The organism is Rhizobium sp. SRDI969 (genome assembly GCF_025152725.1).
Classification (GTDB): domain Bacteria; phylum Pseudomonadota; class Alphaproteobacteria; order Rhizobiales; family Rhizobiaceae; genus Rhizobium; species Rhizobium leguminosarum_I.
Window position 1 is genome coordinate 2,481,337 of the sequence record NZ_CP104035.1, and the last position, 25,582, is coordinate 2,506,918.

At 61.7% G+C, this 25,582-nt stretch carries 26 protein-coding genes; 18 read left to right on the plus strand and 8 right to left on the minus strand.

The window, feature by feature from the left end:
* The first annotated feature begins 173 nt into the window (after nucleotides 1-173).
* The 7 genes from uvrB to dusA all read left to right on the plus strand — a co-directional run bounded on the left by uvrB (nucleotide 174) and on the right by dusA (nucleotide 10,118).
* Complete coding sequence (gene uvrB / locus N2A41_RS12470) at nucleotides 174-3,212, plus strand: excinuclease ABC subunit UvrB (protein WP_260108896.1); 3,039 nt, start codon at nucleotides 174-176, stop codon at nucleotides 3,210-3,212.
* 98 nt (nucleotides 3,213-3,310) lie between these two features.
* A complete protein-coding gene (locus N2A41_RS12475) occupies nucleotides 3,311-3,619 on the plus strand; it encodes a hypothetical protein (RefSeq protein ID WP_222384136.1) in 309 nt (102 codons plus the stop codon).
* A gap of 64 nt (nucleotides 3,620-3,683) precedes the next feature.
* Nucleotides 3,684-4,070 carry a GNAT family N-acetyltransferase gene (locus N2A41_RS12480; RefSeq protein WP_260108897.1) on the plus strand — a complete coding sequence of 129 codons (387 nt, stop codon included), beginning with the start codon at nucleotides 3,684-3,686 and terminating at the stop codon, nucleotides 4,068-4,070.
* Nucleotides 4,071-4,450: 380 nt separating this feature from the next.
* Nucleotides 4,451-7,246, plus strand: coding sequence for a metal-binding protein (locus N2A41_RS12485; RefSeq protein ID WP_260108898.1), 2,796 nt, complete (start codon nucleotides 4,451-4,453; stop codon nucleotides 7,244-7,246).
* Between the two features lie 220 nt (nucleotides 7,247-7,466).
* Nucleotides 7,467-7,934, plus strand: coding sequence for a DUF3828 domain-containing protein (locus N2A41_RS12490; RefSeq protein ID WP_222384133.1), 468 nt, complete (start codon nucleotides 7,467-7,469; stop codon nucleotides 7,932-7,934).
* A 759-nt stretch (nucleotides 7,935-8,693) separates the two neighbouring features.
* Nucleotides 8,694-8,906 carry a cold-shock protein gene (locus N2A41_RS12495; protein ID WP_003540801.1) on the plus strand — a complete coding sequence of 71 codons (213 nt, stop codon included), beginning with the start codon at nucleotides 8,694-8,696 and terminating at the stop codon, nucleotides 8,904-8,906.
* A 210-nt stretch (nucleotides 8,907-9,116) separates the two neighbouring features.
* On the plus strand, nucleotides 9,117-10,118 hold the full coding sequence (gene dusA / locus N2A41_RS12500) for a tRNA dihydrouridine(20/20a) synthase DusA (RefSeq protein WP_260108899.1): 1,002 nt from the start codon (nucleotides 9,117-9,119) through the stop codon (nucleotides 10,116-10,118).
* A gap of 37 nt (nucleotides 10,119-10,155) precedes the next feature.
* Here the strand turns inward: dusA and N2A41_RS12505 are convergent, their stop codons facing one another.
* Complete coding sequence (locus N2A41_RS12505) at nucleotides 10,156-11,112, minus strand: S1C family serine protease (RefSeq protein ID WP_260108900.1); 957 nt, start codon at nucleotides 11,110-11,112, stop codon at nucleotides 10,156-10,158.
* A 578-nt stretch (nucleotides 11,113-11,690) separates the two neighbouring features.
* Between N2A41_RS12505 and N2A41_RS12510 the strand changes: the two genes are divergently transcribed.
* The 3 genes from N2A41_RS12510 (at nucleotide 11,691) to N2A41_RS12520 (ending at nucleotide 13,253) form a co-directional block, all read left to right on the plus strand.
* Nucleotides 11,691-12,527, plus strand: a complete 837-nt coding sequence (locus N2A41_RS12510) for an alpha/beta fold hydrolase (RefSeq protein WP_027689170.1) — start codon at nucleotides 11,691-11,693, stop codon at nucleotides 12,525-12,527.
* Between the two features lie 87 nt (nucleotides 12,528-12,614).
* On the plus strand, nucleotides 12,615-12,851 hold the full coding sequence (locus N2A41_RS12515; RefSeq protein ID WP_260111049.1) for a hypothetical protein: 237 nt from the start codon (nucleotides 12,615-12,617) through the stop codon (nucleotides 12,849-12,851).
* A gap of 192 nt (nucleotides 12,852-13,043) precedes the next feature.
* On the plus strand, nucleotides 13,044-13,253 hold the full coding sequence (locus N2A41_RS12520) for a hypothetical protein (protein WP_222384277.1): 210 nt from the start codon (nucleotides 13,044-13,046) through the stop codon (nucleotides 13,251-13,253).
* A gap of 312 nt (nucleotides 13,254-13,565) precedes the next feature.
* Here the strand turns inward: N2A41_RS12520 and N2A41_RS12525 are convergent, their stop codons facing one another.
* Complete coding sequence (locus N2A41_RS12525; RefSeq protein WP_260108901.1) at nucleotides 13,566-14,438, minus strand: hypothetical protein; 873 nt, start codon at nucleotides 14,436-14,438, stop codon at nucleotides 13,566-13,568.
* Nucleotides 14,439-14,620: 182 nt separating this feature from the next.
* Between N2A41_RS12525 and N2A41_RS12530 the strand changes: the two genes are divergently transcribed.
* Both N2A41_RS12530 and N2A41_RS12535 read left to right on the plus strand, forming a co-directional pair.
* Entirely contained in the window at nucleotides 14,621-15,097 is a 477-nt protein-coding gene (locus N2A41_RS12530; RefSeq protein WP_260108902.1) for a BA14K family protein, read from the plus strand.
* 178 nt (nucleotides 15,098-15,275) lie between these two features.
* Entirely contained in the window at nucleotides 15,276-15,863 is a 588-nt protein-coding gene (locus N2A41_RS12535; protein WP_222384276.1) for a GNAT family N-acetyltransferase, read from the plus strand.
* Nucleotides 15,864-15,995: 132 nt separating this feature from the next.
* Here N2A41_RS12535 and N2A41_RS12540 read toward each other — a convergent pair whose 3' ends face one another.
* The 3 genes from N2A41_RS12540 to N2A41_RS12550 all read right to left on the minus strand — a co-directional run bounded on the left by N2A41_RS12540 (nucleotide 15,996) and on the right by N2A41_RS12550 (nucleotide 19,116).
* Nucleotides 15,996-16,895: a DUF3313 domain-containing protein gene (locus tag N2A41_RS12540; protein ID WP_260108903.1), complete on the minus strand. Its 900-nt coding sequence runs from the start codon at nucleotides 16,893-16,895 to the stop codon at nucleotides 15,996-15,998.
* Between the two features lie 182 nt (nucleotides 16,896-17,077).
* A complete protein-coding gene (locus N2A41_RS12545; RefSeq protein WP_222384126.1) occupies nucleotides 17,078-18,445 on the minus strand; it encodes a sensor histidine kinase in 1,368 nt (455 codons plus the stop codon).
* On the minus strand, nucleotides 18,445-19,116 hold the full coding sequence (locus N2A41_RS12550; RefSeq protein WP_017964789.1) for a response regulator transcription factor: 672 nt from the start codon (nucleotides 19,114-19,116) through the stop codon (nucleotides 18,445-18,447). Before N2A41_RS12550 ends, N2A41_RS12545 begins: the two co-directional genes overlap by 1 nt.
* A gap of 139 nt (nucleotides 19,117-19,255) precedes the next feature.
* Between N2A41_RS12550 and N2A41_RS12555 the strand changes: the two genes are divergently transcribed.
* Entirely contained in the window at nucleotides 19,256-19,402 is a 147-nt protein-coding gene (locus N2A41_RS12555) for a hypothetical protein (RefSeq protein WP_168724812.1), read from the plus strand.
* Between the two features lie 14 nt (nucleotides 19,403-19,416).
* Here the strand turns inward: N2A41_RS12555 and N2A41_RS12560 are convergent, their stop codons facing one another.
* Complete coding sequence (locus N2A41_RS12560; protein ID WP_017964791.1) at nucleotides 19,417-19,959, minus strand: NADPH-dependent FMN reductase; 543 nt, start codon at nucleotides 19,957-19,959, stop codon at nucleotides 19,417-19,419.
* Nucleotides 19,960-20,116: 157 nt separating this feature from the next.
* Between N2A41_RS12560 and N2A41_RS12565 the strand changes: the two genes are divergently transcribed.
* Genes N2A41_RS12565 through N2A41_RS12575 form a run of 3 tightly spaced genes read left to right on the plus strand, consistent with a single transcriptional unit; the run spans nucleotide 20,117 to nucleotide 22,739 of the window.
* The gene (locus tag N2A41_RS12565) at nucleotides 20,117-21,136 is read left to right on the plus strand and encodes an ABC transporter ATP-binding protein (RefSeq protein ID WP_260108904.1); all 1,020 of its coding nucleotides are present in this window, start codon (nucleotides 20,117-20,119) and stop codon (nucleotides 21,134-21,136) included.
* The gene (locus N2A41_RS12570) at nucleotides 21,133-21,933 is read left to right on the plus strand and encodes an ABC transporter permease (RefSeq protein WP_260108905.1); all 801 of its coding nucleotides are present in this window, start codon (nucleotides 21,133-21,135) and stop codon (nucleotides 21,931-21,933) included. The genes N2A41_RS12565 and N2A41_RS12570 overlap by 4 nt, the downstream gene beginning before the upstream one ends.
* A 2-nt stretch (nucleotides 21,934-21,935) precedes the next feature.
* A complete protein-coding gene (locus tag N2A41_RS12575; protein ID WP_260108906.1) occupies nucleotides 21,936-22,739 on the plus strand; it encodes an ABC transporter permease in 804 nt (267 codons plus the stop codon).
* A gap of 21 nt (nucleotides 22,740-22,760) precedes the next feature.
* Here the strand turns inward: N2A41_RS12575 and N2A41_RS12580 are convergent, their stop codons facing one another.
* The gene (locus N2A41_RS12580) at nucleotides 22,761-23,282 is read right to left on the minus strand and encodes a winged helix-turn-helix transcriptional regulator (RefSeq protein ID WP_222384122.1); all 522 of its coding nucleotides are present in this window, start codon (nucleotides 23,280-23,282) and stop codon (nucleotides 22,761-22,763) included.
* Nucleotides 23,283-23,372: 90 nt separating this feature from the next.
* Here N2A41_RS12580 and N2A41_RS12585 point away from each other — a divergent pair, with 90 nt between their 5' ends.
* Nucleotides 23,373-24,014: a dihydrofolate reductase family protein gene (locus N2A41_RS12585; protein WP_222384121.1), complete on the plus strand. Its 642-nt coding sequence runs from the start codon at nucleotides 23,373-23,375 to the stop codon at nucleotides 24,012-24,014.
* Nucleotides 24,015-24,150: 136 nt separating this feature from the next.
* Here N2A41_RS12585 and N2A41_RS12590 read toward each other — a convergent pair whose 3' ends face one another.
* On the minus strand, nucleotides 24,151-24,795 hold the full coding sequence (locus N2A41_RS12590; protein ID WP_222384120.1) for a TetR family transcriptional regulator: 645 nt from the start codon (nucleotides 24,793-24,795) through the stop codon (nucleotides 24,151-24,153).
* Between the two features lie 88 nt (nucleotides 24,796-24,883).
* Between N2A41_RS12590 and N2A41_RS12595 the strand changes: the two genes are divergently transcribed.
* Entirely contained in the window at nucleotides 24,884-25,537 is a 654-nt protein-coding gene (locus tag N2A41_RS12595) for an O-methyltransferase (protein WP_170255165.1), read from the plus strand.
* Nucleotides 25,538-25,582: the final 45 nt, after the last annotated feature.

Sequence of the window (25,582 nt, forward strand, 5' to 3'; positions counted from 1 at the left end):
CCTAGCCCCTTGTGGGGAGGGGGTTGGGGCGGGGTCTTTTGGTGTGGGGCGGGCTCTTTGATATCGCACGTTGAGCCACCACCCCACTATTCAAAAATCCGAACGATTCATTCGTTTCCCTTTTGTACTCTTTCCCTCTTCACTTTCGCCCTGACTCCCTCCATATTCCCGCCATGGCCAGATCTCCGAAGAAATCCCCCGCCCCGAATGGCTTCGAGGAAGCTCCCCAATCGTCTTTTGAGGGAGCCCCGCTCTCAGGCTCGGTTGCCGATTGGGTGAAGCAGCTGGAGGCCGATGCCGAAGCCTCGGGCGTCGAGACCCAGCGCCAGATCGCCTCCAAGGCCGGCAAACATCGCAAGAAGGTGGAAATCGCCGCCAAATCGGCCGAAGGCCGCAAGCCCGAACGGGCGTCCGAGCCGTTGCGAGGCCCTCGCGGAGCGAAGGCGCAAAGCGCCGACAGCGTGAGCGCTTCAAAGAGTGCGCGCGGCACCTCCATGGGCGGCTCGACCGATCCGAAGACGCGCGCGGCCGCCGGCCTCAATCCCGTCTCCGGCATGGATACGACGCTGGAGGAGGCCTCGTCGCTGCAGGCCGGCACCGCCGTCACCGCGACGGTCGAGGCTCTGTCGGCGCTGATCGAGAGCGGCAATCCGCTGCACAAGAACGGCAAGATCTGGACGCCGCACCGCCCTGCCCGCCCCGACAAGTCAGAAGGCGGCATCGCCATCCGCATGCAGTCGGACTACGAGCCGGCCGGCGACCAGCCCACAGCCATCCGCGATCTCGTCGAGGGGCTGCAGAATGGCGACCGCAGCCAGGTGCTGCTCGGCGTCACCGGTTCCGGCAAGACCTTCACCATGGCCAAGGTGATCGAGGCAACTCAGCGCCCGGCGGTCATCCTGGCGCCGAACAAGACGCTGGCCGCCCAGCTCTATTCCGAATTCAAGAATTTCTTCCCCGACAATGCGGTGGAATATTTCGTTTCCTACTACGATTATTACCAGCCGGAAGCCTATGTGCCGCGCTCCGACACCTATATCGAGAAGGAATCCTCGATCAACGAGCAGATCGACCGCATGCGCCATTCGGCGACGCGCTCGCTGCTCGAACGCGACGACTGCATCATCGTCGCCTCGGTCTCCTGCATCTATGGTATCGGCTCCGTTGAGACCTATACGGCGATGACCTTCCAGATGTCGGTCGGCGACCGGCTCGACCAGCGCCAGCTGCTGGCCGACCTCGTCGCCCAGCAATACAAGCGCCGCGATATGGATTTCACCCGCGGCTCCTTCCGGGTGCGCGGCGACACGATCGAGCTCTTCCCAGCCCACTTGGAGGATGCCGCCTGGCGCATCTCGATGTTCGGCGACGAGATCGACGCCATCACCGAATTCGACCCGCTCACCGGCCAGAAGGTCGGCGACCTGAAATCGGTGAAGATCTACGCGAATTCGCACTATGTCACCCCGCGCCCGACGCTGAACGGCGCCATCAAGTCGATCAAGGAGGAGCTCAGGCTTCGCCTCGCCGAGTTGGAAAAAGCCGGCCGCCTGCTGGAGGCCCAGCGCCTGGAGCAGCGCACCCGCTACGATATCGAAATGCTCGAAGCCACCGGCTCCTGCCAGGGCATCGAGAACTATTCGCGTTATCTCACCGGCCGCGACCCCGGCGATCCGCCCCCAACGCTGTTCGAATATATCCCCGACAACGCCCTTGTCTTCATCGACGAGAGCCATGTCACCGTGCCGCAGATCGGCGGCATGTATCGGGGCGACTTCAGGCGCAAGGCGACACTGGCCGAATACGGCTTCCGCCTGCCCTCCTGCATGGACAACCGGCCGCTGCGCTTCGAGGAATGGGACGCCATGCGCCCCGATACCATCGCCGTTTCGGCCACCCCCGGCGCCTGGGAGATGGAACAATCAGGCGGCGTCTTCGCCGAACAGGTGATCCGCCCGACCGGCCTGATCGACCCGCCGGTCGAGGTCCGCTCGGCCCGCAGCCAGGTCGACGACGTGCTCGGCGAGATCCGTGAGACATCGGCCAAGGGCTACCGCACCCTCTGCACCGTGCTGACCAAGCGCATGGCCGAGGACCTGACCGAATATCTGCATGAGCAGGGCGTGCGCGTCCGCTACATGCACTCCGACATCGACACGCTGGAGCGTATCGAGATCCTCCGCGATCTCCGCCTCGGCGCCTTCGACGTGCTCGTCGGCATCAACCTCTTGCGCGAGGGCCTGGACATTCCCGAATGCGGCTTCGTCGCCATCCTCGACGCCGACAAGGAAGGCTTCCTGCGCTCGGAGACATCGCTGATCCAGACCATTGGTCGTGCAGCGCGCAACGTCGACGGCAAGGTCATCCTCTATGCCGACCAGGTCACCGGCTCGATGAAGCGGGCGATGGAGGAAACCGGCCGCCGCCGCGAAAAGCAGATGATCTATAACCAGGAACACGGCATCACCCCGGAATCGGTCAAGGCCAGGATCTCCGACATCCTCGACTCCGTCTACGAACGCGACCACGTCCGCGCCGATATCTCGGGTGTTTCGGGCAAGGGCTTCGCCGATGGCGGCAACCTCGTCGGCAACAACCTGCAGACCCATCTCAACGCGCTCGAAAAGAGCATGCGCGACGCCGCCGCCGACCTCGACTTCGAAAAAGCCGCCCGCCTCCGCGACGAAATCAAACGCCTCAAGGCTGCCGAGCTGGCGGTCATGGACGATCCCATGGCGCGCGAGGAGTCGAAGGCGATGGAAGGAAAAGCCCGCGGCAAGTCCCCTTCTCCCCCGCGGGGAGAAGGTGCCCAAAGGGCGGATGAGGGGGCCACGCCCTCCTACTTCGCCAAACCCTCAATCGACGACATGGGCCCAGGCACCGACACCGCCACCCCTCTCTTCCGCAAGCCGCACCTCGACGACATGGGCCGCGACATTACCGAACCCGCCAAGAAGACCCTCTTCCGCAAAAACGACCTCGACGAAATGACGGTCGGCCGAACCGAAAAGCCGGTCACCGGCGCACTGCCGGAAAAGCCAGATGCCGCCAAAAGCACGAAGCGGTTTTCACCGCTGCTCGAAGGGCAGCCGGAGCGCGACGACGTGCGGCCGGTCGTGCGCGGGAAGACGGGCGTGGGGAGCTATGAGGACCCGGGCGAGCAGAAGCGCAAGGGGCGGACGAAGGGGAAGACTGGGCGGCCGGGGCGATAAAGCAAGGCGCAGAGCCTGGTCGGCTCTCGCGCGCCGATCTCGGCGTGCGCTCCGTCGCCGAGATCCGCCAGGCCGCGCAGAGGAATAGTCTGCGGGCAATGTCGAAGCTCCAGGACGAACGGGTCAACGATCACATGATCGCCTACCGGATCGACGACAACCCGCCGCTGACGCCGGCCATCGTGCTGACGGATGAATTCTGGGCGGTGGTGGATCAGAATTTCCCTGATGGCGCCTTGCTGATCCTGCGCCAGCGCGACGAGGTCGCCGTGATCGACCGAAAAGCGCCCTCCGCGCTGATCACGGCCCGGCAGCTGATCGACATGGCGAAACACCGCGGCGTCGACTTTCTCTCCGACAGGATTTTCGAGCGGCGCGACGGCCGGCTCGTCACTGTGACGGAATGAGCCCATGACGCCTCCGCCCCTGATCCGGAAGACCTCCATGCCCGCTGAAGGAAGGGAACCGCCCATGCTGGACCTGCGCATCGACCCCTTCCCCTCGCCTGCGGAACTGAACGCGCTCTTTTCCGCCGTTTGGGGCAGTCCGCACAACCGCGATTTCACCCCCATCCTCTCCCGCAGCCTCACCCATATCGGCGCCTACCACGACAACCAGCTCATCGGCTTCGTCAACGTCGCATGGGATGGCGGCATGCATGCCTTCATCCTCGATACATCGGTGCATCCTGATATGCGAAGACAAGGCATCGCGACGCGCATGGTCCGCCAAGCGACGAACCTCGCTCGCGAGCGCGGCGCCGAATGGCTGCATGTCGATTTCGAGCCGCATCTGACCGGCCTCTACCGCGCCTGCGGCTTCAGACCCACGGAAGCAGGCCTCATCAAACTCGAGTGACACCTCCCGCGCGGAAAGCCGGACAAGTCGAAGCCAGCAACAACCTGCGATAGTGACGCGGAAGGTCGCGCGGCGCGCCACCGCCGAAGAACCCGCTGAAACACAATTTTCGCGAGAGCATCTCACTCAAAAATGAAAGGTAATACTATTTGGGAGACCCAAGTATCGCCTTGAGTTCTCCAATTAAAAATCGCTTCCCAGTATTTCATCCTTAGCTTTTCATTAAAAAGCAATGAAAAGATACAATTTTGCATTGAAAACTTAATCGGGGATTGGCATAGATCCCCGGGGGTTGTCGTCCGCCGAGCAATAAAACAGTTCTTTCGGGGGATGTCTCATATTGCCGAGTACAACGCATCTTTTGGGGAAAGATATATAATATGGCCTTGAATATTCTGGACACGAACGGCGCCACAGTTACCAAGACCGGCGCTGAGTTCGAAGCTTACGATGTTATCCGCGACTCTGAAGCCAGCCCTTCCGCACCTGTCTCCCTAACTGTTTCCGATTCGTCCGTGGCGGATCTGGCCGACGAGCTGGGCTTGGTATCGGCGAACGTGACGGTATCGAGCGGCAGCAGCACGGTCACGACGGGCGCCGGCAACGATGACATCTCAGGCGGCGAAGGCGCGGACACGCTGAGCGGCGGTGGCGGCGACGATACGATCTACGGCAACGCCGGCAACGACAAGCTGATCGGCGGTGACGGCAACGACAGGATCACTGATGGTGGCTTTGGCTTTGTGCTCGGACCTGATGGCAGCCTCCAGCCAGAAATCGTCGACATTGCCGGCGGCGACGGCGACGATTTGATAACCATAGAGAGATTCGCTCCACTGATATCGGGAACGATCGACGGCGGTGCTGGGATCGATACGTTGCGTGCCTCGGCGCTCCGGGGCCTGACGATCGAGAACGTCGAAGTGCTTGAATTGGCGGACTTTCAGGTTAGCGGTTCGAGCGCACAGTTCGAGAGCTTCGACAAGATCGCCAGATCAACCGATCCGGTCTTTAATTTTGATCCCTCACTGATAGTGACGGATAGCGCGCACCTCGATCTTTTCGACGAACTGGGAGATCTCGGGACCCTTGTCCGTGGCTTCTCCGGCATTGACGTCAAAACCGGCGACGGCGACGACGAGTTTGCGGGTAGCGGCGTCAACGACATTTTCGACGGCAGCGGCGGCAGCGACCTCATCAATGGCAACGACGGCAATGACAAATTGACCGGCGGCGACGGCAACGACACTATCAATGGCGGCGCCGGCATCGACACGGCTGTTTTCGCCGGCAATTTTGCCGAATATTCCTTCGAGATCGACAATGGCAGCCGTGTCGTGACGAGCGCGCTGGAAGGCACGGATAGGCTGACAGACGTCGAATTCGCGCGCTTTGCCGATGGCGTTTACGACTTCGCGACGGAAACCTTCACGCTCAACAGCACCGAGCCGGGTACTCCGCTGAACATCCTGGACACGAACGGTGCCACGATTACCAAGACCGGCGCTGAGTTCGAAGCGTACGACGTCATCCGCGACTCCGAAATCAATCCTCTCGTCGCGGTCAATCTGGTCGTCTCGGATTCCGGGACGGTGGACCTTGCCGACGAACTAGGCTCCGGCTCCGCAAATGTGACGGGCTCAAGCGGTGACAATGCGATCACCACAGGCGCAGGCAACGACACCATTGCAGGCGGTGACGGCGCAGACACGCTGAACGGTGGCGCCGGAAACGATGCGATCCAGGGCGGAAATGGCAATGACACGCTGAATGGCGGCGATGGCAACGACCTGCTCTCGGGCGACATCGGAAATGACATCATCAGAGGCGGCGCGGGTAACGATACGATCTCCGATGGTGAGCTTTTTGGCCTTGCCTCTGAAGTGGTTGATATCGATGCGGGCGACGGTAACGATGCCATAACTCTTGAGACATTCGCTCCTATGAATTCCGGAACGATCGATGGGGGCGCCGGGATCGATACGCTGCAGATAAGCTCACTCCAGGGCCTGACGATCAAGAACGTGGAGATTCTTGAAACGGCCGGATGGTCGGTTGCCGGATCGAGCGCGCAGTTCGAAAGCTTTGACAAGATCGTCTGGTCAACCGATCCGTTCGGCGATTTTCGCGCCTCAGTGGCCCTGACGGACAGCGCCCATCTCGATCTCTCCGACGAACTGGGAGATCTCGGATCTTTCATTGCCGGCAATATCTCCGGCATTGACGTCAAGACCGGCAAGGGCGACGACGAATTCACAGGCACCGACGGCAACGATATTTTCGACGGCAACGGCGGCAACGATATCCTCGATGGCAACGCCGGCAATGACAAATTGACCGGTGGCGCCGGCGACGACACCATCAATGGCGGCGACGGCATCGATACGGCAATCTTCTCCGGCAATTTCGTCAATTATTCCTTCGCACTGAATAATGGCGATCATATCCTGACGAGCGCCGCGGAAGGGACGGATACGCTGACAGACGTCGAATTGGCGCGCTTTGCCGACGGCATCTACGATTTCGCCACGGAAACTTTTACGCCGAATGGTAATGCCGCGCCGACCAATATCCAGCTTTCGAAGACCGCCCTCTCCGAGGATACGCCGATCTGGACCACGGTTGGCCTGCTCAGCGCCAAGGACGCCGATGGCGACGCTCTCACCTATACGCTGCTCGACGGCGCCAACGATCATTTCCGGATAAAGGGCGACCGCATCGTCACCTCGAAGTCGCTGGACTACGAGACGGACAAGTCGCACACCATCAAGGTGGCTGTCTCCGATGGCAAGGTCACGGTCGAAAAGGACATCACGATCAATGTCTTCGACGTCAACGAAGCCCCCGTCAACAAGGCGCCGACCAATCTCGCCTTCTCGCGCGGCTCGGTCTCCGAGAATATCGCGATCGGCAGCTCGGTCGGGCTCCTGTCGGCGGTCGATCCGGAAGGCGGCACGGTGAAATGGCGGCTGACCGATGATGCCGACGGCGTCTTCAAGCTCGTCGGCAACAAGATCCAGACGAAGGCGGCGATCGATTTCGAAAGCACCCATAGCCTGACCTTCACCGCCGAAGCCTACGACGCGGCCGGAAACGTCACCAGCCACGATTTCACGCTCGCCGTGAAGGACGTCTTCGAGCCGTCGTTTGCGCTGTCGCATGAGGCATTGATCTAGCCTCGACAGGATGGCTGCTGGAGGCAAAGATGCGCCACCAACGGCTTTCAACACCAGGTGAGGCTTGCGTCCAGGCTGCTATCGATCGGTCTCCTCGACCGGATGTCGGGCAGCTCCTGATTTCAGGAATTTCGGCGGCCCCTCCGCACCCTCCAAAAATGCCGCTCCACCTCCGCGCCCGATTCCGCTATGATTCACCGCCCATCCGAGGAGAGTTCGCATGCGCCTGCCCACATTCATCCTCGCCCTCGCCCTGTCGGCGCTCCCAGCCTTGCCCGCATCAGCGGCGACCTACAAGACGCCGAAGGCGCTGCTCGAGGCGCTCTACAGCTACGACACCGACAACAGCGACGCCGAGGCGCCCTCGCCCTATTCGATTTTCTTCTCCGACCACCTGAACGAACTCCTCCAGACCGATCTCGACAACACGCCGGAGGGCGATGTCGGCGCGATCGACTTCGATCCCGTCATCGCGGGTCAGGATGGCGCGGCCAGCGACGTCAGGATCGGCCAACCGATCCTGCTGGATGACAAGGCCGAGGTGGAGGTGGAGTTCGAGAACGGCGACGAGGTGACGCTCTTCTATACCCTGGTCCGGGAACACGGCGGCTGGAAGGTCGATGACATCGCCAACCAGAAAGGTGATAATCCCTGGAGCCTGAGCGGGTTGCTGGGGGATGCGCAGTAGGTGGGCGGCCGTTGGGGCCTCGCCCACGACGAGGATGGAGTGGACAATTGCACTGGCTGTAGAATAAAAGCCGCAGGCGCCAAAGAGAGCCCTCATGGTGAGGAGGCCCAGGGGCCGTCTCGAACCACGAGGGCGGGCGTGGAAGCTCCTCCCACCCGCATTCCACAAAGCCCCTATGCAGAATCGAAGGCAACGGCGCCGGTGGCCGCCCCCGTCCTTCGAGGCTTCGCCCTGTGGGCTACGTACAAGGATGAGGGCGGAGCAAAGACGGCGCGAGGAACACTGGAGAGCAGACTCTGCGATCCGCCTCACCATGAACACTGATCGGTGTGCCCGCCGCCCCGACCGCCCCACGAAATCCCTGCCCGGCTATCGAATCCGCCGCTCATCCCGTTTCGGCACGGAATCCCGCTTTGGCACAGCCGTGCAAGAATCCGGTAACCCATAGTCAAGTATCTGAATCTTCGGCATTTCCCGACATCGATGCGGGCATGCCACAATAATCCCGCTTGCTTTTTGCCCGAAATGCTGGCACGAATTGACTTACTCGGGCATTTGCATGCCGGTGACTGGACTGATGTGGTAATCCCTTCCGTTTGGAAGGCGGCGCGGGAATACCCGCCTACGTAGACGTTCTTTCCCCGTACGTGACTTCTCCGACTGACCCTTCGTCCCAATCGATCGGGGCGAAAGCTAAAGCCGTCCGCTTCCTCTCGGGGGCGCGGATACTACACAGACTAAGGGAAAAGGACGATCCCAATGGCCACCAAGGGCACCGTAAAATTCTTCAACCAGGACAAGGGTTTTGGTTTCATCACGCCGGACGGCGGCGCAAAGGACGTTTTCGTCCATATCTCTGCGCTGCAGGCTTCTGGCATCCAGTCGCTGCGCGAAGGCCAGCAGGTTACCTTCGACACCGAGCCGGACCGCATGGGCAAGGGCCCGAAGGCTGTCAACATCTCGGCTTCGTAAGTCAGACTTCCGCTCACGCGGCATGAACGGCGCTCCGCAAGGGGCGCCGTTTCTGTGTGTGTGTGGTGATCGGCGGTCATTTGTCGATCGCACCGGCAAGTGTTATATGCGCGATTTATGGATGCCCGCCCCATACGGCGGTGACCGCGCCGCGCTGCGGCAGAGGGCACCGCAGTGCGGCGCCTGGGAATAAGGAACAATGGAACGTCGATGACGCAGAAGAGGCCGATTATTGCGATCGCCCCGATGATCGACTGGACGGATCGGCATTGCCGCTATTTCCACCGACAGATCAGCCGCGAGGCGCTGCTCTACACCGAGATGGTGGTGGCGGATGCGATCATCCACGGCCCGCGCGACCGGCTGCTCGGTCATGACGCTGCCGAGCATCCGCTGGCACTACAGCTCGGCGGATCGGACCCAGCAAAGCTTGCCGAGGCAGTGAAGATTGCCGAACCCTACTTCTATGACGAGATCAACCTCAATGTTGGCTGCCCCTCCGACCGCGTGCAGTCCGGCACCTTCGGCGCCTGCCTGATGCTGACGCCGGAAACGGTGGCCGAATGCATCGCGGCGATGAAGAGGATTGCAACCGTGCCGGTGACGGTGAAATGCCGGATCGGCGTCGACGAGCAGGAGCCGGAACAGGCGCTGCCCGAGCTGATCACCCGCGTTCTCGATGCCGGCGCCGATGCGATCTGGATCCATGCGCGCAAGGCTTGGCTGAAGGGCCTGAGCCCCAAGGAAAACCGCGAGATCCCGCCGCTCGACTACGAGATCGTCTACCGAATGAAACAGCGCTGGCCCGATGTCTTCATCGGTATCAACGGCGGCATCCGCACGCTCGACGAGGCGGCAAGCCACCTCGAACATATCGACGGCGTCATGCTCGGCCGCGCCGCCTACCAGAATGCCGCGATCCTAGCAGACATCGACCAGCGCTTCTTCGGCGCGCCTGCAAGCGAACCGGACTGGGACGCGTTGCGTGACCGGATGATGGCCTATGCCGAACGTCACATCGCCAGCGGCGGCCGGCTGCAGCACGTGGCGCGCCACATGATCGGCCTCTTCACCGGCCTGCCCGGCGCAAGGCGCTACCGTCAGATCCTGTCGACCGATGCGGCAAAAACCGGCGCCGGGCCGGAGGTGCTGGCGGCAGCCTTTGCGGCGGTGGATTTTTCGGGAACGGAGCAGGAGGCGGTCAGCGCCTGACATAGGTGACGTCTCGTCATGGCGCCGAAGTGCGGCGTCAGGACCGCGCCATCGGCAGCAAGATCTTCTTCTCGATCCGGCCCGCCACCGAAAACACCTGGATCTCCGTATCCCTGCCGATCCTGCTGCCATCCATCAATCGGACGATATCGTCGACGCCGCCGACAGGACTGCCGTCGATGGCGAGGATATAATCGCCCTCCTGCAGGCCGCCCTTTGCCGCCGGCCCGTCCGGCTCGACGCGGCGGATGCGAACGGAGGTCGTTTGTACCGTGCCCGCCGCAAGGGCCACCCGGCGCGGCAGCACGATCGTATCGCCTGCTATGCCGATGAAGGCACGTCTGACCTGGCCATAGCGGAGAATCTCCGAAACCACGAAATTGGCCGTGTTCGATGCCACGGCAAAGGCGATGCTCTGCGCGCCCTGGATGACGGCAGTGTTGACGCCGATGACCTCCCCGCCCGAAGACACCAGCGGCCCGCCCGAGTTGCCGGGATTGAGCGCCGCATCGGTCTGGATCACGTCCTCCATCAGCCGGCCGCTGGCCGCCCGCATCGACCGGCCGAGCGCCGAGACGATGCCGGCGGTAACCGTCCACTCGAAGCCGAGCGGGTTTCCGATCGCGATCGCGATATGGCCCCTGCGCAGGCGCTGGGAATCTCCGAGCTTCGCCCAGGCGCCGGTGCTTGTATTGGCGCGAATGAGGGCGATGTCGGCATCCACATCCCGGCCGAGCACGCGGCCCTCGGTAACGAAGCCATCGGGCGTGGTGATGCGAACGACCTTGGCGTCATCGACGACATGGTTGTTGGTGATGATCAGGCCGTCAGGCGAGACGGCGAAACCCGACCCGTGCCCCTGCCGGCCGGCCGCCCTCTCGATACGGCTGACCGCCGGCCCGACGATGTCGATTGCTGCTGCGATCGATTGCGAATAGGCATCGATCAGCGCCCCATCATTCTGAGGCGCTATGTCCTTATCCATGTAACCCATTATTTGATCCTCAGGCGGCAATAACGGCCGTCCCGCCGCCGGCAAAGCCGTCGCGGTTGCGACGGTCCGCCATGGCGCTGTTGTATGAGGATTAGATGGTTGGGCGATGAACCGCGTTCAAGTGAGCGCCGGCAGCTGCATGCACGGCAGAACGGGAGCCCACCTCCCCGGACAGATATATTGAACTAGCCGGACGGATATATTGAACGAATATCAAAAAAATGGCTCATTACAGACGTTCGCCGTTAAATCAGTCCCTTCGCTACGCCCCTGACGAACTAGCCTGAGACGGCCAACAGCCAAGATACTGTGGATCAAAAGAATGTTTGCAGTGCAAAGCAGCCATGCGAAATGGGCGGGTTCACACCCATCCTCGTGGAAACATACAAACGTTTGTCATATCAATAGAATAGAAAGAGGCATTCGATAAGCACATCAACATATTCGGGTTGATCAGACGCGACCTTCTCGCCCCTAGCCCCCGGCCCAGCGGCGCTCGTGGTTTTGTCAATTCTGCAGGCAACAGCGCAAACTTCTGAGCGCATTAATCCAACCAACCCCACCAACGGAGCCAAAAGATGAGCACGGTTACCACCAAGGACGGCGTCGAGATCTTCTACAAAGATTGGGGGCCGAAGACTGCCCAGCCGATCATGTTCCATCACGGCTGGCCGCTATGCTCCGACGACTGGGACGCCCAGATGCTGTTCTTCCTTGAGAAGGGCTACCGGGTCGTCGCCCATGACCGGCGCGGCCACGGCCGCTCGACCCAGGTGGGCGACGGTCATGATATGGACCATTACGCCGCCGATGCCGCAGCCGTCGTCGAGCATCTCGATCTCAGGAACACCGTCCATGTCGGCCACTCCACCGGCGGTGGCGAAGCGACCCATTATGTCGCCCGCCATGGCCAGCCGCAGGGCCGTGTCGCCAAACTCGTCATCATCGGCGCCGTGCCGCCGATCATGGTGAAGACGGAAGCCAATCCCGGCGGACTGCCGATCGAAGTCTTCGATGGGCTGCGCAAGCAGCTCGCCGACAATCGCGCACAGTTCTATCACGACCTGCCGGCCGGCCCGTTCTACAGCTTCAACCGGCCGGGTGCGAAGGTCCTGGAACCGGTCATCAACAATTGGTGGCGCCAGGGCATGATCGGCGGCGCCAAGGCGCATTACGACGGCATCAAGGCCTTTTCGGAAACCGACTTCACCGAAGACCTGAAGATCATTACCGTGCCGACTTTCGTCATGCACGGCGATGACGACCAGATCGTGCCGATCGCCGACTCCGCCCTGCTCTCGTCCAAGCTCCTGCAGAACGCCACGCTGAAGGTCTACGAGAAATTCCCGCACGGCATGTGCACCACCCATGCCGACATCATAAATCCCGACATCCTCGCCTTCATCAAAGGCTGATCCGCAATGTTGCCGGGCGCCGACGAGGCGCCCGGTTGCTATTATGGCTGTGACTCCAGACGTAGGCACGCCGGCTATGTCGATCGATTGACAGCCAGTGACGCATTTTCCCATGAAACCGTTTTCGCCGATTTGCGTTTAGCGGCCATGAAAAGAGAACGTGAACCCTCATCAAAGGCTTACCGACAGGATCGTTTCGAAAACACCGAGCGAGCCGCCAAGGAAACCATCGAGGCGGAGCAGCGGGCCCGCCGCGAAAAAACGAAGCGGCTGAAAGAGCTGCGCCTGGCGCAACAAAGCGGCCAGGGCCCCGCAACCAAGTAGATCTCACGCTCGCACCATCCGTCCGGCCGACGCCTTGATCGGACTCATCTCGTGCCGCCGCCCGCGCCCGTATCTTCCCGGCGGCCAAAATTGTTTTTGAATTTCGGACCTTCGCCCATCTTGCAGAGCAAAGATCGCGAAATTATCTTTTTTCCACGAAAGCGATTCACGGCATCCAAAAAAGGGATTGCGATGTCAGACAAGCTGTTTAGCACACGTGACGAACCGCTCGCCTCCGAAGATCTGCACGTGTGCAGGCGTGTCCACGAAGCCCTCTGTAGCGGGCTAAAGATCGACAGAACAGGCAAGGAGGCCGACCGTCTTGGTGCCCTCATCATCGAGCTTTACCGCCAGGGTGTGCATGACGAAAGCCAGCTTCGGTTGCTGGCCGGCGGAAGGTGAGCCTGATAGAGCGCCTTCAGGTTCAAAAGAACTTTCACCAATCCCGTTCGCTCGCCAGTGCCTTAGCCATGGACCTGTTGACAGCCCGCACCAGCGCCGTCCGGTGAGGCCAGCAGGCTGTCGGCGTAGGCGGTGAGTTCGAGCGGGCCGACATACATACGCAACGGCCGGCAACGAAGCCGGGGTCTGAAGCCCGCGGGCAGTTGCACGGCTGCAGTGCTGACACAGTGCATGTCGCCAACGACAAACAGCATTGCCCCGTCGTCGGAGGGGCAATGAATTCGGCAAATCCCGAAGGTTCCTCAAAGAGGATTACGGGTTCGTTGTCGTCTCGGTGCTTGTGGCAGAGGTCTCGGTTTCGTCAACACTCTGGGCGGCTTCAGTGGTGTCCGCTGTGCCTTCCATTCCAGTCTCAGAGGTCTCCTCAGTCGCGACCGGGTCTGTCGTCGCGCTCCCGTCGGCCGTCTCGCCGATCGCTGTCTCGGTCTCTGCTGCCGGGGTTTCCGGTGTCGGGGCGGCCGCCGCCAAGGCGTCTCTCATCTGGTCGATCGTCCCGACAGCTGTTCCGACACCGAGCGTCTCCTGTGCCCAGCCCAAAGCCGCCGGCGTGACCGTGCCTGTTTTGGTTGCGGCGGCCAGCGCCGCAGTCAGGGCGGCATCGCCCAATAGCGGATCGTCGGCCGGTGGCGCCACTCCGTTGGTGAGTTCATATTGAGCGTACGCCGTGCTGAAGGCGGCAATCGCGGCCATCCGAGGATCGGCCGTTTTCATGAGAGCGTGGAAGTTGCGCTTCAGCGAATTGAGACCGGCGAGCTCTGCTGCTGGCTTCTTTGCAGGTTTTGTCGCAGGCGCTTTGGCGATGGTCGTCTTTTTGGACGTGCCCTGCGTACTGACGGTCTGCTTAGCCGATTTCGTCTTGGCGGCCTTGCCCGTGCTTCCGGTCCGGCCGCTTTCTGTCTTCCCGCTCGAACTGGCGCCGCCCTTTCCGCCGCCGCTATTGCTGCTGCCGCCTCCATGACCTCCGCCGCTGTTTCCGCCGCCGTGGCCACCGCCGCCACCACCGTTGCCACCACCATTGCCGCCCTTGGCGAAAGCAGGATACAAATCGGTGAAGATGATGTTGAGAGGTGCAATCGCCAAGCTCATCGAGAGACAGAGAACACCGAGAATTCTGGAGAGCCGCATGCTAATCCTTACGACATGCACAGGAGTGCTGTTACATCTCGGTCATTGATGCAGGCCCATCCATAAAGATCTAATTGACTATCTACTTTCAATTTGAACTTGTTGCTGAATTTCTCAAAATGAACCATTCCCCTTCCCCTGCGTTATGCCCTTGATAGATCCGTTTACCCAAGGTGAGTGAAATGAACAGAATCGCCATCATTGCCCTGTCGATAGCGACGGCCTTCTCCGGAATGCCGGCCTCGGCAGGCCCGGCGTTCGTGCCGAGCCCGGTGCAATCGGCGCAGCTGGCGCCTCAAAGCGCCGACGCTCGCATCATGACCGTTGGCTGCAATAACTTCACCAACTGCCCGGGTCAGTTCGGCCATAATCGCATTTGGTATCGCAACCGCCACCACTATCGCGACCGGGACTACTACCGCGACGACCGCTATGGCTGGAATCGGCGCTATAACCACCGGTATCACGACCACGACAACACCGGCGCAATCATCGGCGGTTTGGCGGCCGGCGCGCTCATCGGCGGCATCATCGCTTCCCAGCCGCGCACGAATGCCTATAGTTCGCACGCCGACTATTGCTATAGCCGCTACCGGTCATACCGCGCCTATGACAATACCTACCAGCCGAATTACGGCCCGCGCCGCCAGTGCCAGTAATCCGGCCCATCCATCGGAACAAGCCTCGCATGAAGATGCGGGGCTTTTTGATGCCGATGTGTCCCAAAACAACCTCGCCTGCTTTCCAACGGCCCTCAGCCGTGCTTGTCTTCCGGCTCCAGCCGCGCGGATCGAACCTGCCGAGTCGCCCCGCCGCCTGACAGAGCGCGGGTGATCGATATCTGCAGAGACAGCAAAGCCCGGCACCCGCATCGTCCTGCTTCCCCCTGATCTGGAAAACCTGTCAGGCTTCGAAGCGGCGCTCGCCGCCGGCTGGTCTCCCGATCCGCGCCGCGCCGGCGATGAAGCCTATGTTCACGGTGAGCTTCAGCGGCTGCGCCAGGACAGATCGAGGTTTCTCGACGATCTCATTCCTGATGGCAAGTGGCGCGCCGGATCCGGATCGCCGCCTCTCACCACCCGTCTGTTCTGGATCTGGGACGGCGAATTCTGCGGCAGCATCAGCCTGCGCTTTCAAGCTAGCACCGAAGAGCTGCCGCCCGAGGTGCCGGGCCGTGTGGGCTATTCCCTCGTGCCGTGGAAACAACGCAATGGCCGCGCGACGGCCGCCCTGAGCCTTCTGCTAACCGTTGCGGCGAAGGAAGGCCTCGACCGACTGGTCATCCTCTGCAACGAGCACAATGACGCCTCGCGGCGCGTGATCGAGCGCAATGGCGGCGAATTGTTCATGCGCGGCCCGCATCCCTCCGACAGGCCCGATCAGATCAAACTGTATTTCTGGCTGAAGCCCAGAGCCGCCGGCTGACGTGAAATGCGCGGCGCATTTTCAGACGGACGGAGCACAAGCCTTGCCTGCCTTTGCTTCGTCCGTCCCGTCAGCCTGGAGCGGACTGAGTGCTGGTCGCGGCGGCTTGTCGGGCGCCGGCGCCGGATTCTCTCAATTGGTTACCGCTGGTTTCGGCTTCTTCTCGGTCCATTGCGGCGGCGCGCCGTATTTGGCGGCCACAGTCCCCATCAGTCCGGGCGGCCGGCCGAAGGCGTCGCAGGCGGCGTATTTCGGTTTTCCGCCGAGCCAGGATTTCATCCGCTGCCCTGAGGGCAGCGAGATATCCACTCCATTCGGCTCATTGCCTTTGATCAGCATGCGCGAAAACTCGCTGCTGAATTTCGCAGCCAGGCTATAGGCGTCACCGACTTCGGAAACGCGGGGGCTGTTCTGCAGCGAGTTTGCCCCGCGCGACCAGACGATCGCCGCCCGCTGCACGCCACCGCTATCGACGGCTTCCGCCTCGACCGCCAGTCCGCCGAGGCCGGCCGGCAGCCGCGGCACGGCGACCGGCAGCATGAAACCGGTGCCGACGGTCACGACGGTCGAAACACCAGCCATCGCCTTGTTGGTCGGCACGATGTCGGTGACGACCGAGCGGATTGTCAGGTCCGCCGGCTGACCGGCAGAGACCAGTTGATATTTGTCGCTGAGCGAAATGCAGAGCGCCCGGTCCAGCGCGTTCGCCACCATCACCCGGTCCGCGTCCGATTTAACGCGGATCGCGGCGCTGAAAGCGAAAGTCGTCGGCACGATGCTCACCGTCTTTGCCGGGCCAAGGCGCGCGCCATCGACATAGACGCGCGATTTCGACAGCTTGCCCTTCGGCGCGCCGAGATTGCCGTAGGAAGAAAGCGTGCCGGCCTCTTTCAGCGGCACCGAGCTGCACCCGGCCGCGGCCATGGCGAGCGCCACCGGCAGAGCGAGGGACAAGCCTCTCGACGCCAATTGGAAGGAAAATGGAAATGGATTGCTGCGCACGCTGTCTGGTCTCCGTCGTCGATAGCGCATAACCCCGAAAATCGAGATCGATTTTCGCGGTTATGCGCAGGTTTAAACTCTAGAGCGTCCTTGGCGCGTCCTGTCGGACGCGCGGCGCTCTAGGGTCGGGCGAAAGTGGCGGTCGAGAATTGCCGCAACATTACAGATCACTTCCCTGAGCCTTTACCGATCAGAACCAAGGCGGATGCTGCTCAAGCAGGCCTGCCCTGTGCGAGTTCGATCGTCACCCGCGTCCCGACAGCACTGCTCTCGATGCTGACCTCGCCGCCATGATTTGCGACGATCTGCTTGACGAGGCTGAGGCCGAGACCGGCGCCCTTGCTCTTCGGAGTGACTCGATAGAAGGGCTCGAAAACCAGCTCCCGATGCTCGGCCGGAATGCCCGGCCCTTCGTCGGCGACACTGATCTGCCCCACCCCGGAAACCGAGCCCGACACCGAAACCGTGATCATGCCCCTGTTGACGCAGTGATCGATGGCGTTGCGTACCAGGTTGCTGACCGCCCGCGGCAGAGCCGAAGGGCTGCCGCGGCGTTCAAGGCTCTCCACCTCACTTTGAAAGCAGATCTGGTAGCCGCCGGCAATGGCCAGCGGCGCAAGATCGGCGACCACCATCCGACCGATCTCGACGAGATCGACCGTTTCGTCGAGATCGGCCGCCTGGTGGTTCCGCTCGAAATCGAGCAATTGTTCGGCTGCCTCGGCCAGCCGCGCCACGTCGTCAAGCAGCCGCTGCCGCTCGCGCCCATCGGGCATGCCGTCGATGCGCGTCTGCATGATAGCGATCGGCGTCCGCAGCTCATGTGCCGCATCGATCAGGAAACGCTGGCGTTTCTTAAACTCGATCTCAAGCCGCTCAAGCGTTCCGTTAAAAGCAATCACCAATGGTGCGATTTCCGTGGGGATACCATCCACCGGCAATCGGGCTCCTTGCCGGCGGGGTTCGATTTCCGATGCCTTGCTCGCTATATCCTTCACGCCGGCCAAAGCGCGCGCTACGACGCGGGGGATCGTTAGAAAAACCCCGGGCAAAGCGATGGCCAAAAGTGGTGTGTAAATGAGGTAGGTTTTGCCGAGTATTGCCAGAAATGCGGAGCTTCTGCTGGCGTTTCCGCCGTACATCACTCTGTATTCGCCTTCTGCCGTGTCGACACGGTCGATGGAGGCGACCTCGGTCGTACCGGACGCCCCTCGTATGTCGGCGTCTTTGATGAGGTAGACGTACCGGGCTAGGTCCGCATAGGGCGCCGGTATTACGCCGTAGGAGGCCGTTTCTCCACTGGGTGTGGCGACGAAAAACCAGAGCCTGTTGTTCTCAGCCTTGAACGACCTGAGACGCGGGCTATCCGCGATAGCGATCCTATCCTGCGAGTCACGCGTAAGAGCTTCCTCGAGGGCTGCAGTCAGCTGAACCTGCATTCCTTCATTGGGCGAGAGGATGCTGGTGGCGTAAATGCAAAGACCGATGATCACCGTCGCAACAACAGCCACGAAAACGATACTGAGCTGCCAGCTGAGCGTCCACCAGAGTGAAAGGTTCGACCTGGTAGCTTGGCGCATCACTCCTCCTTCATGAGATAACCGACACCGCGGATATTGTGGATCGCGACGCCGGCGCCGGCATCGATCAGCCGCTTGCGCAGCCGCGAAATATGCGCGTCGAGCGCATTCGACTGGATTTCCTCTTCGTAGTTATAAACCGCCGCCTCCAGTGTCGAGCGCAGTACGGTCTTGTCTTTGCGCCTTGCGAGTGCCGCCAGCACCAGAAGTTCGCGCCGGGGGAGATCGAGCGGCACGGCATCGACGGTGACGCTGAGATGCAGCGGGTCGATCACCATCCGCCCGGCGGTGATCTTGAGTTCGGCCAATTCAGGCGATCGCCGCAGCACGGCCCTGAGCCGCGCCATCAGCTCCTCGACCAGGAACGGCTTTCCGAGATAGTCGTCGGCCCCGAGGTCGAGGCCCTCGATCCGCTCCTTCGGTTCGTTCAGCGCCGTCAGCACGATGATCGGCGTATCCTTCCCCGTCCGCCTGAGCTCGGGAATGAAGCTCAGCCCCTCCCCATCGGGCAGGCGCCGGTCGAGCAGGATCGCATCGTAGAGGTTCTGCCGCGTCAGCTCGACGGCGTCGGCCAGATGCACCGTGTGGTCGGTGACGATCCCATGTTTGCCGAGTGCGGACGACAGCGCCTCGGCCAACTCCCTCTCATCCTCTATCAACAGTATCCGCATCGCCTGTCCATTGTCTCGTTCTCCCCTCTGTCCGCCACAAGGGTTGCGGCAGCATTGCGGAGCTCGCAAGGCAGCCGGTCATGCTGCCGCAATCGTCGAGGTCCAGCACAAGGAATATTCTCGGTAGCTGGAGATCAAGATGATCCGACCTATCCTCCGTTTCCTGACGAGACACGTCCTCTCCGCTTTTATCCTCGCCGTACTGCTCGCAGCCCCGCTCGTCATTCTGCACACGCTTCACGAAAAGACGGCGTTCGAGAACGGCCTGCTGATGGAGGTTCGATGATGCAGCGGCGGACCTCAGGCGATCTTGCTGTCTGCCATGCAATAGGCCGAGAATGCCTGAAGATAAGCCTGCACTCTGGAACGGTTCTCTGCTGCCCCGACGGCCTTGAACACCTCGGCCGGCTCCAGCTTCATGAGAGGAAGCCTGAGGAAAATATTGCACGCAAACCGGTCGGTGACTGTCGCAAGGATAGTGCGAAGGCCTGCCAGCATGTCATCACCGCGATGCGATGCGTGCAGCAGGGCGATCGGTTTATGGACGATCTCATCTCCGGATACGAGCCAGTCGATCGCATTCTTGAGGCCGCCGGGGATGGATCGGACATATTCCGGGCTGGCAATGATCACCCCGTCGCTCTGAGCGATCAAATCGATGAAATCCCGCACCGCCTCCGGTAGATTCTCCCCCTCGAGATCAGGCGAGAATACCGGCAACCGCCCCACGCCGTCGAAGATCGAAATCTCGATCTCGCTTGGCGCAACGGCGCGGACAGCCTGCAGCATGGCGGTATTGGTGGAATTGCGCCGGGCGCTGCCGGATATTGCGAGAATCTTCATGATCCTAACAGGAATCGATTGATCATGGCTGTCAACGCAAAAGGCTAGGTTCGATTGAGTAACGCCAAAAAAGCGACTTTTGCTTGAACTGGCCGAGCCCCGCGTTAGCCTGGGTATTGCTGCCGAATCGGCTGGAATCACCCTCGAGGAAATACATATGACGGCTTTGATCGAGGCGCGGGGCGTCAGCAAACGCTTTCGGCAGCACAAGAGATTTCCGGGCCTGCTGGGCGCGCTGAAGACACTGGTGACCAACCAATATACGGAAGTTCTGGCCGTTTCCGACATTGGTTTCGACATCGCGGCGGGCGAAGCCGTGGGCTATCTCGGCCCCAATGGCGCCGGCAAATCGACGATGATCAAGATGATGACCGGCATCCTGGTGCCGAGCGCCGGCATGCTCTCGGTGCTCGGCCGAACGCCGCATCTGAAGCGCATGGACAATGCCCGCGAGATCGGTGTCGTTTTCGGCCAGCGCAGCCAGCTATGGTGGGACCTGCCGCTGATCGACAGTTTTACCCTGCACCAGCGCATCTACGACATATCAGTCGCGCGTTATGCGGATAATCTCAGGCGCTTCAGCGAGTTGCTCGACTTGACGCCCTTTCTCGACCGCGCGGTGCGCCAGCTCAGCCTCGGCCAGCGCATGCGCGCCGAGATCGTGATGTCACTGCTGCACGATCCCAAGATCCTCTTTCTCGACGAGCCGACCATCGGGCTTGATGTCGTCGCCAAGGATGCCGTGCGGCGTTTTCTCGCCGAGATCAACCGCGAGCGCGGCGTCACCATCATCCTCACCACTCATGACCTGCAGGACATCGAGACCATTTGCCCGCGGCTGATCATGGTCGACCATAGCAGGCTCATCTTCGACGGCGAATTGAAGAGCCTGCGCGCGGCATTGGGCTCGGCCCGGCGGCTGACACTCGAATTTGCCAGTGACCCTGGACCGCTGCCATTGCGCACCGCGGCTCTCGTCAGCGACGAGGGCCGGCGCAAGAACTATCTCATCGAGCGTGAAGACATCTCGCTGGTCGCAGTCTTGTCGGAGGTCGGCAGCGGGCGCGACCTTAAGGACGTGGCGCTGCACGAGCCCGACATCGAAGAGGTCATCCGCACTTTCTACCAGCGCCGCAACGCCGACCGGCATAGCAATGCCAAGGCCCGGGCATCATGAGCGCCTATTTCGCCTTCGCGCGCAGTTCCTTCCATTCGCAGCTCGCCTACCGCAATGAAGTATGGGCCAATATCTTCGGCAAACTCGTACAGGTCTTCGCGCGTGTCGCCATCTGGCAGGCGGCCTATGCCGGCATCGGCGGCATCGTGGTCGAGGGCGTTTCCCTGCAGCAGATGGTCACCTATGCCCTGCTCGGCGGCGCGGTGATGGGCGCCACCCGCCCCGAAAGGATCATCGGCGAGATCGGCAGGTCACTCAAGACCGGCGATATCGCGGTCTGGCTGCTCAAGCCCTTGTCCTTTCCGCTCTATCTCTTCGCCAACGAATGCGGCAGCTTCGGTTATCGCCTGATGACCCAGGTCATTCCGACCGTCGCCTTCACCGCGTTGTTTTACGGCATGCTGCCGCCGGCGAGCCTGTTCGATGGCCTGATGTTCGTCGCCTTCTGGGCGCTGTCCTTTGCGCTGCTGTTCCTGATGTCGGCGCTCTTCGGCCTCATCGCCTTCTGGCTGATGACGAGCTTCTCGCTGGACTGGATCCTGGGCGCTCTGCTGCAATTGTTCTCCGGCCTGCTGGTGCCCTTCTGGTTCTTCCCCGAACCTCTTGCCAGGATTGCCCGCCACCTGCCCTTCGCCTGGGTGGTCTATTACCCCAATGCCGTCTATCTCGGCAGGCTTTCCACGGCCGAAGTCTTGCTCCATCTCGGCCTGGGCCTTGCCTGGGCCGCGTTGTTCCTGGCCGGAGTCCTCTGGCTGTGGCGCCGCGCCTCCACCCGCATCACCGTGCAGGGAGGTTGATCATGCTCATGCACCACCTGCGCGTCCTTCCACTGCTGGTCCGGATGCATGTCCGCTCCAAAATGGAATATCGCGGCGCTTTCTGGCTCGACCGTCTTGCGCAGATCCTTTCCTATGGCAGCGTCTTCGCCACCATCGGCATCCTGCTTGCCCGCTTCGACACCCTCGGCGGCTGGACCTGGCCGGAGCTTGCGCTGCTGTTCAGCTTTCAGCTGCTCGCTTATTCGCTGGGTGCCGCGATGAGCTTCGTGCAATTGCGCGAGCTCGAAGAACTGGTGCGGCTCGGCACTTACGACACGCTGTTGGTCAAGCCTTTCAGCCCTTGGGCCTATCTGGTCTTTTCCGGCCTCAATATCGGCTATGCCGGCCACGTCATCCTCGCAGTGGCGCTGATGGCTTGGGCCGTTCTGTCCGTCGACTTGACCTGGTCGGTCTGGTCCGCGTCATTCTTCATTGCTGCGCTTATCAGCGCGACGCTGCTGACGGGTGCCCTCATCACCATGATCGGCGCCACGGCATTGATTTGGGTGCGGTCCAACCATCTGTTCTCGATCTTCTTCGGCTTCTGGGAATTGACGCGCTACCCGCTCAATATTTTTCCCGGCGGCATCCAGACCATCCTGATCACCGCGGTCCCGTTGGCCCTCACCAGCTCGGTCCCCGTCGGTGCCCTTCTCGGCAAGCCCATCCCGATCCTCGGGGACTGGGCTGGGCCCCTGGCTCTCATGGCCGGCCCGATCTGGGTGTTGATCGCAATCGCTCACTGGCGGTATGCCACCGGCAAATACCAGGGTGCCGGCGGCTGATCGGACCGACTTCCCTCGATATCAGGATGCCTGCGACAACGCTCTCGCGCGGACCTCGAGGAACGCCGCCGTCAACTTGGCGAGTACCGGTGAGGTGCATGTACCATTGGCGCCGCCGATCGGATCGACGATGTGGATCTGCCGGAGATCCTCCATGAATGCGTCCCACAGCGGCGGCCCGCCTTCTTCGAGAAGCTGCGCGCGAATGCTCAGCTCCTCGCTCACAGGCATATGTCGCCGCCCCCACGCACCGATCATGGCGAAGACGGGCACCAGCTGGATCGCCGGCTCCGCCAGGCTGTAGATCGCTTTCTGACTGTGGCTCGGATCGTCCCGCTTGCTGATGAACCCGAGCGAGAGCAGGCGCTTCAGCCTGGCGGCCAGAATGTTGGAGGCGATCCCCTCCTCCGAATGGGTCAGAAGATCGCGGAAATGGCGGCGGTTGCCAAACATGATGTCCCGGATGATGATGAGGCTCCACCGGTCGCCCAACACTTCCATCGTCAGGTTGATCGGGCAACCCGACCGCAGTTCGATATCCACGATATTCTCCTTGAGAACTGGTTGCAATATAGGATCACTTATGCAACAAGGCAACTAGTTTCAATTTGCAATCAGATGGAGGAGAGCAGCATGTCCAAGGTGCGTGTCGCAGCATTTTCCCTTTCCGTGGATGGTTTCGGCGCCGGGCTGGAGCAAAGCATGAACGATCCGCTGGGCAAGCGGGGAACGGAGATGTTCGAATGGTTTTTCCGTACCCGCACCTTCCGCACGATGACCGGAAAGGACGGCGGTTCTGAGGGCGTTGACGAGGATTATGCGGCCCGCGGCATGGCCAATTTCGGCGCCTTCATTCTCGGGCGCAACATGTTCGGCCCCATCCGCGGCAATTGGCCGGATGACGCCTGGAAAGGCTGGTGGGGACCGAACCCGCCCTATCACGCGCCGACCTATATCCTGACGCATTATCCCCGCAAACCGATCGCCATGGAGGACGGCACGACGTTTCACTTCATCACCGGCGGCATCGAAGAAGCGCTTGACAAGGCGAGGGCCGCGGCCGGCGACAAGGATGTGAAAATCGGCGGCGGTGTCAGCACCGTCCGTCAGTATCTGCAGGCCGGTCTGATCGACGAACTGCATTTCGCCATCTCGCCGGTCGTGCTCGGCAAGGGCGAGGCGATGTTTGAAGGCATCGACCTCCCGGCCCTCGGCTTCCGCGTCGCCGAGCATGTCGCGACCGAACACGCCACGCATATCGTGCTGGCCAAATAAACGAGCCCTTCGGGATCTTTCACGCTAAGTGATGCCGCAGGGTGCCTCCGGCAACCATAGGCATACGAGATCGCCATTGTGGAACCAGACGGGCAGTTCCAAAATGTAGGACGAGGCGGGTGTGCCGCCGGGAACGTTATGCCCGGTCCCGGCCGAACCCAAGCCGTTCGAGGTAGGCGCAAAACATGTCGGCCATGCCGTTGGCATAGGCGTCGATCTCGGCAAGGCTCCGCGGAGCCTCCGAGAACTGCTTGCCGACCGTGCCGAGCGTCGTGGTGATCAGCTCGCCGGCAAGCGCCCGGGTCGCCTCCGGCGCAGAAGGCAGTACTTCCTGCATGAACAGTTCGACGATGCGGTCTCCCGATGCCCTCGCCGCCTGCGCCTCCGGTGCATCGCGATAAAGGGGTGCTGCGTCATGGAGCGCCACGCGCATCGCCGCCTCCTCGCACTCCGAGCGGAGGAAGGCATGGACGAGGCGGCGCAGCCGTTCAAGCGGCGGCCTCTGCGCATCGGCAAGGATGCCGCCGAGCATGTCCGTCGTCTGCCGCCATTCGTCGCTCTGCAGCCGGAAGAGAATCGCCGCCTTGTTGGGGAAATATTGGTAGAGCGATCCGATGCTGACGCCGGCCCTTTCGGCCACCCGCGCCGTGGTGAAGCGCTGGGCGCCTTCCCGCGCCAAAACCTGAGCAGCGGCATCCAGGATCGCCGCCACGAGCTCGCTCGATCGGGCCTGCTTGGGCTGTTTTCGTGAGGAAATCCGGGCTCTTGGACGATCGGTCATGGCAGCGCTCCGCAATGCGAATAGCAGATGCGACGAATTACTCGTATTTTTCGTCCTACACAAGAACCTGTCATCAAGGAGATTTTACATGACGACACTGACCACCGCCCCGCTGGCACCCCTGCTCGACGGCCTATTCGAGGAGGCAGCCGCGGCAACGAGCCCTGCAATGTCGGGCCTGTCAGGCGATGAGCGAATGCGCCTGATCGGCAGCAAGACCGAATATCTCGAGCTTTACGGGCGCCTTAGAGATCTTTGGCTTCCCGTCTCCAGGGAGGCCGGCGTGCTGCTCTACATGCTGGCGCGAAGCAGCCGCGCACGAACGATCGTCGAATTCGGCACATCCTTCGGCATATCGACCCTCCATCTCGCCGCCGCGCTGCGCGACAATGGCGGCGGCCGGCTGATCACCAGCGAGTTCGAGCCGTCGAAGCTGGCCCGCGCCCGCGCCAACCTGGCGGCCGGCGGCCTCATCGATCTCGTCGAGATCCGCGAAGGCGATGCCCTTGAGACCCTGAGCACGGATCTCCCGGAAACGATCGACCTGCTGTTCCTCGATGGCGCCAAGGCGCTCTATCGCGATATCCTGGAACTGGTGGAAGACCGCCTGAGGCCTGGCGCTCTCATCGTCGCCGACAATGCCGACCTCTGCCCGGACTATCTCGCCCGCGTACGCTCGCCCGCGGCCGGCTACCTCTCGACACCATTCGAAGAGGATATCGAACTGTCGATGCGGACCTGATGACGCAAGGCCGTTGCCCGGCCGAGCGCGCGTGCCGGCCGGGCA

Bases quoted from the DNA above. Each gene is read 5' to 3' on its own strand.
- uvrB (WP_260108896.1), top strand. From the start codon at position 174: ATGGCCAGATCTCCGAAGAAATCCCCCGCCCCGAATGGCTTCGAGGAA.
- N2A41_RS12475 (WP_222384136.1), top strand. From the start codon at position 3,311: ATGTCGAAGCTCCAGGACGAACGGGTCAACGATCACATGATCGCCTAC.
- N2A41_RS12480 (WP_260108897.1), top strand. From the start codon at position 3,684: ATGCTGGACCTGCGCATCGACCCCTTCCCCTCGCCTGCGGAACTGAAC.
- N2A41_RS12485 (WP_260108898.1), top strand. From the start codon at position 4,451: ATGGCCTTGAATATTCTGGACACGAACGGCGCCACAGTTACCAAGACC.
- N2A41_RS12490 (WP_222384133.1), top strand. From the start codon at position 7,467: ATGCGCCTGCCCACATTCATCCTCGCCCTCGCCCTGTCGGCGCTCCCA.
- N2A41_RS12495 (WP_003540801.1), top strand. From the start codon at position 8,694: ATGGCCACCAAGGGCACCGTAAAATTCTTCAACCAGGACAAGGGTTTT.
- dusA (WP_260108899.1), top strand. From the start codon at position 9,117: ATGACGCAGAAGAGGCCGATTATTGCGATCGCCCCGATGATCGACTGG.
- N2A41_RS12505 (WP_260108900.1), bottom strand. From the start codon at position 11,112: ATGGGTTACATGGATAAGGACATAGCGCCTCAGAATGATGGGGCGCTG.
- N2A41_RS12510 (WP_027689170.1), top strand. From the start codon at position 11,691: ATGAGCACGGTTACCACCAAGGACGGCGTCGAGATCTTCTACAAAGAT.
- N2A41_RS12520 (WP_222384277.1), top strand. From the start codon at position 13,044: ATGTCAGACAAGCTGTTTAGCACACGTGACGAACCGCTCGCCTCCGAA.
- N2A41_RS12525 (WP_260108901.1), bottom strand. From the start codon at position 14,438: ATGCGGCTCTCCAGAATTCTCGGTGTTCTCTGTCTCTCGATGAGCTTG.
- N2A41_RS12530 (WP_260108902.1), top strand. From the start codon at position 14,621: ATGAACAGAATCGCCATCATTGCCCTGTCGATAGCGACGGCCTTCTCC.
- N2A41_RS12540 (WP_260108903.1), bottom strand. From the start codon at position 16,895: ATGCGCTATCGACGACGGAGACCAGACAGCGTGCGCAGCAATCCATTT.
- N2A41_RS12545 (WP_222384126.1), bottom strand. From the start codon at position 18,445: ATGCGCCAAGCTACCAGGTCGAACCTTTCACTCTGGTGGACGCTCAGC.
- N2A41_RS12550 (WP_017964789.1), bottom strand. From the start codon at position 19,116: ATGCGGATACTGTTGATAGAGGATGAGAGGGAGTTGGCCGAGGCGCTG.
- N2A41_RS12555 (WP_168724812.1), top strand. From the start codon at position 19,256: ATGATCCGACCTATCCTCCGTTTCCTGACGAGACACGTCCTCTCCGCT.
- N2A41_RS12560 (WP_017964791.1), bottom strand. From the start codon at position 19,959: ATGAAGATTCTCGCAATATCCGGCAGCGCCCGGCGCAATTCCACCAAT.
- N2A41_RS12565 (WP_260108904.1), top strand. From the start codon at position 20,117: ATGACGGCTTTGATCGAGGCGCGGGGCGTCAGCAAACGCTTTCGGCAG.
- N2A41_RS12570 (WP_260108905.1), top strand. From the start codon at position 21,133: ATGAGCGCCTATTTCGCCTTCGCGCGCAGTTCCTTCCATTCGCAGCTC.
- N2A41_RS12575 (WP_260108906.1), top strand. From the start codon at position 21,936: ATGCTCATGCACCACCTGCGCGTCCTTCCACTGCTGGTCCGGATGCAT.
- N2A41_RS12585 (WP_222384121.1), top strand. From the start codon at position 23,373: ATGTCCAAGGTGCGTGTCGCAGCATTTTCCCTTTCCGTGGATGGTTTC.
- N2A41_RS12590 (WP_222384120.1), bottom strand. From the start codon at position 24,795: ATGACCGATCGTCCAAGAGCCCGGATTTCCTCACGAAAACAGCCCAAG.
- N2A41_RS12595 (WP_170255165.1), top strand. From the start codon at position 24,884: ATGACGACACTGACCACCGCCCCGCTGGCACCCCTGCTCGACGGCCTA.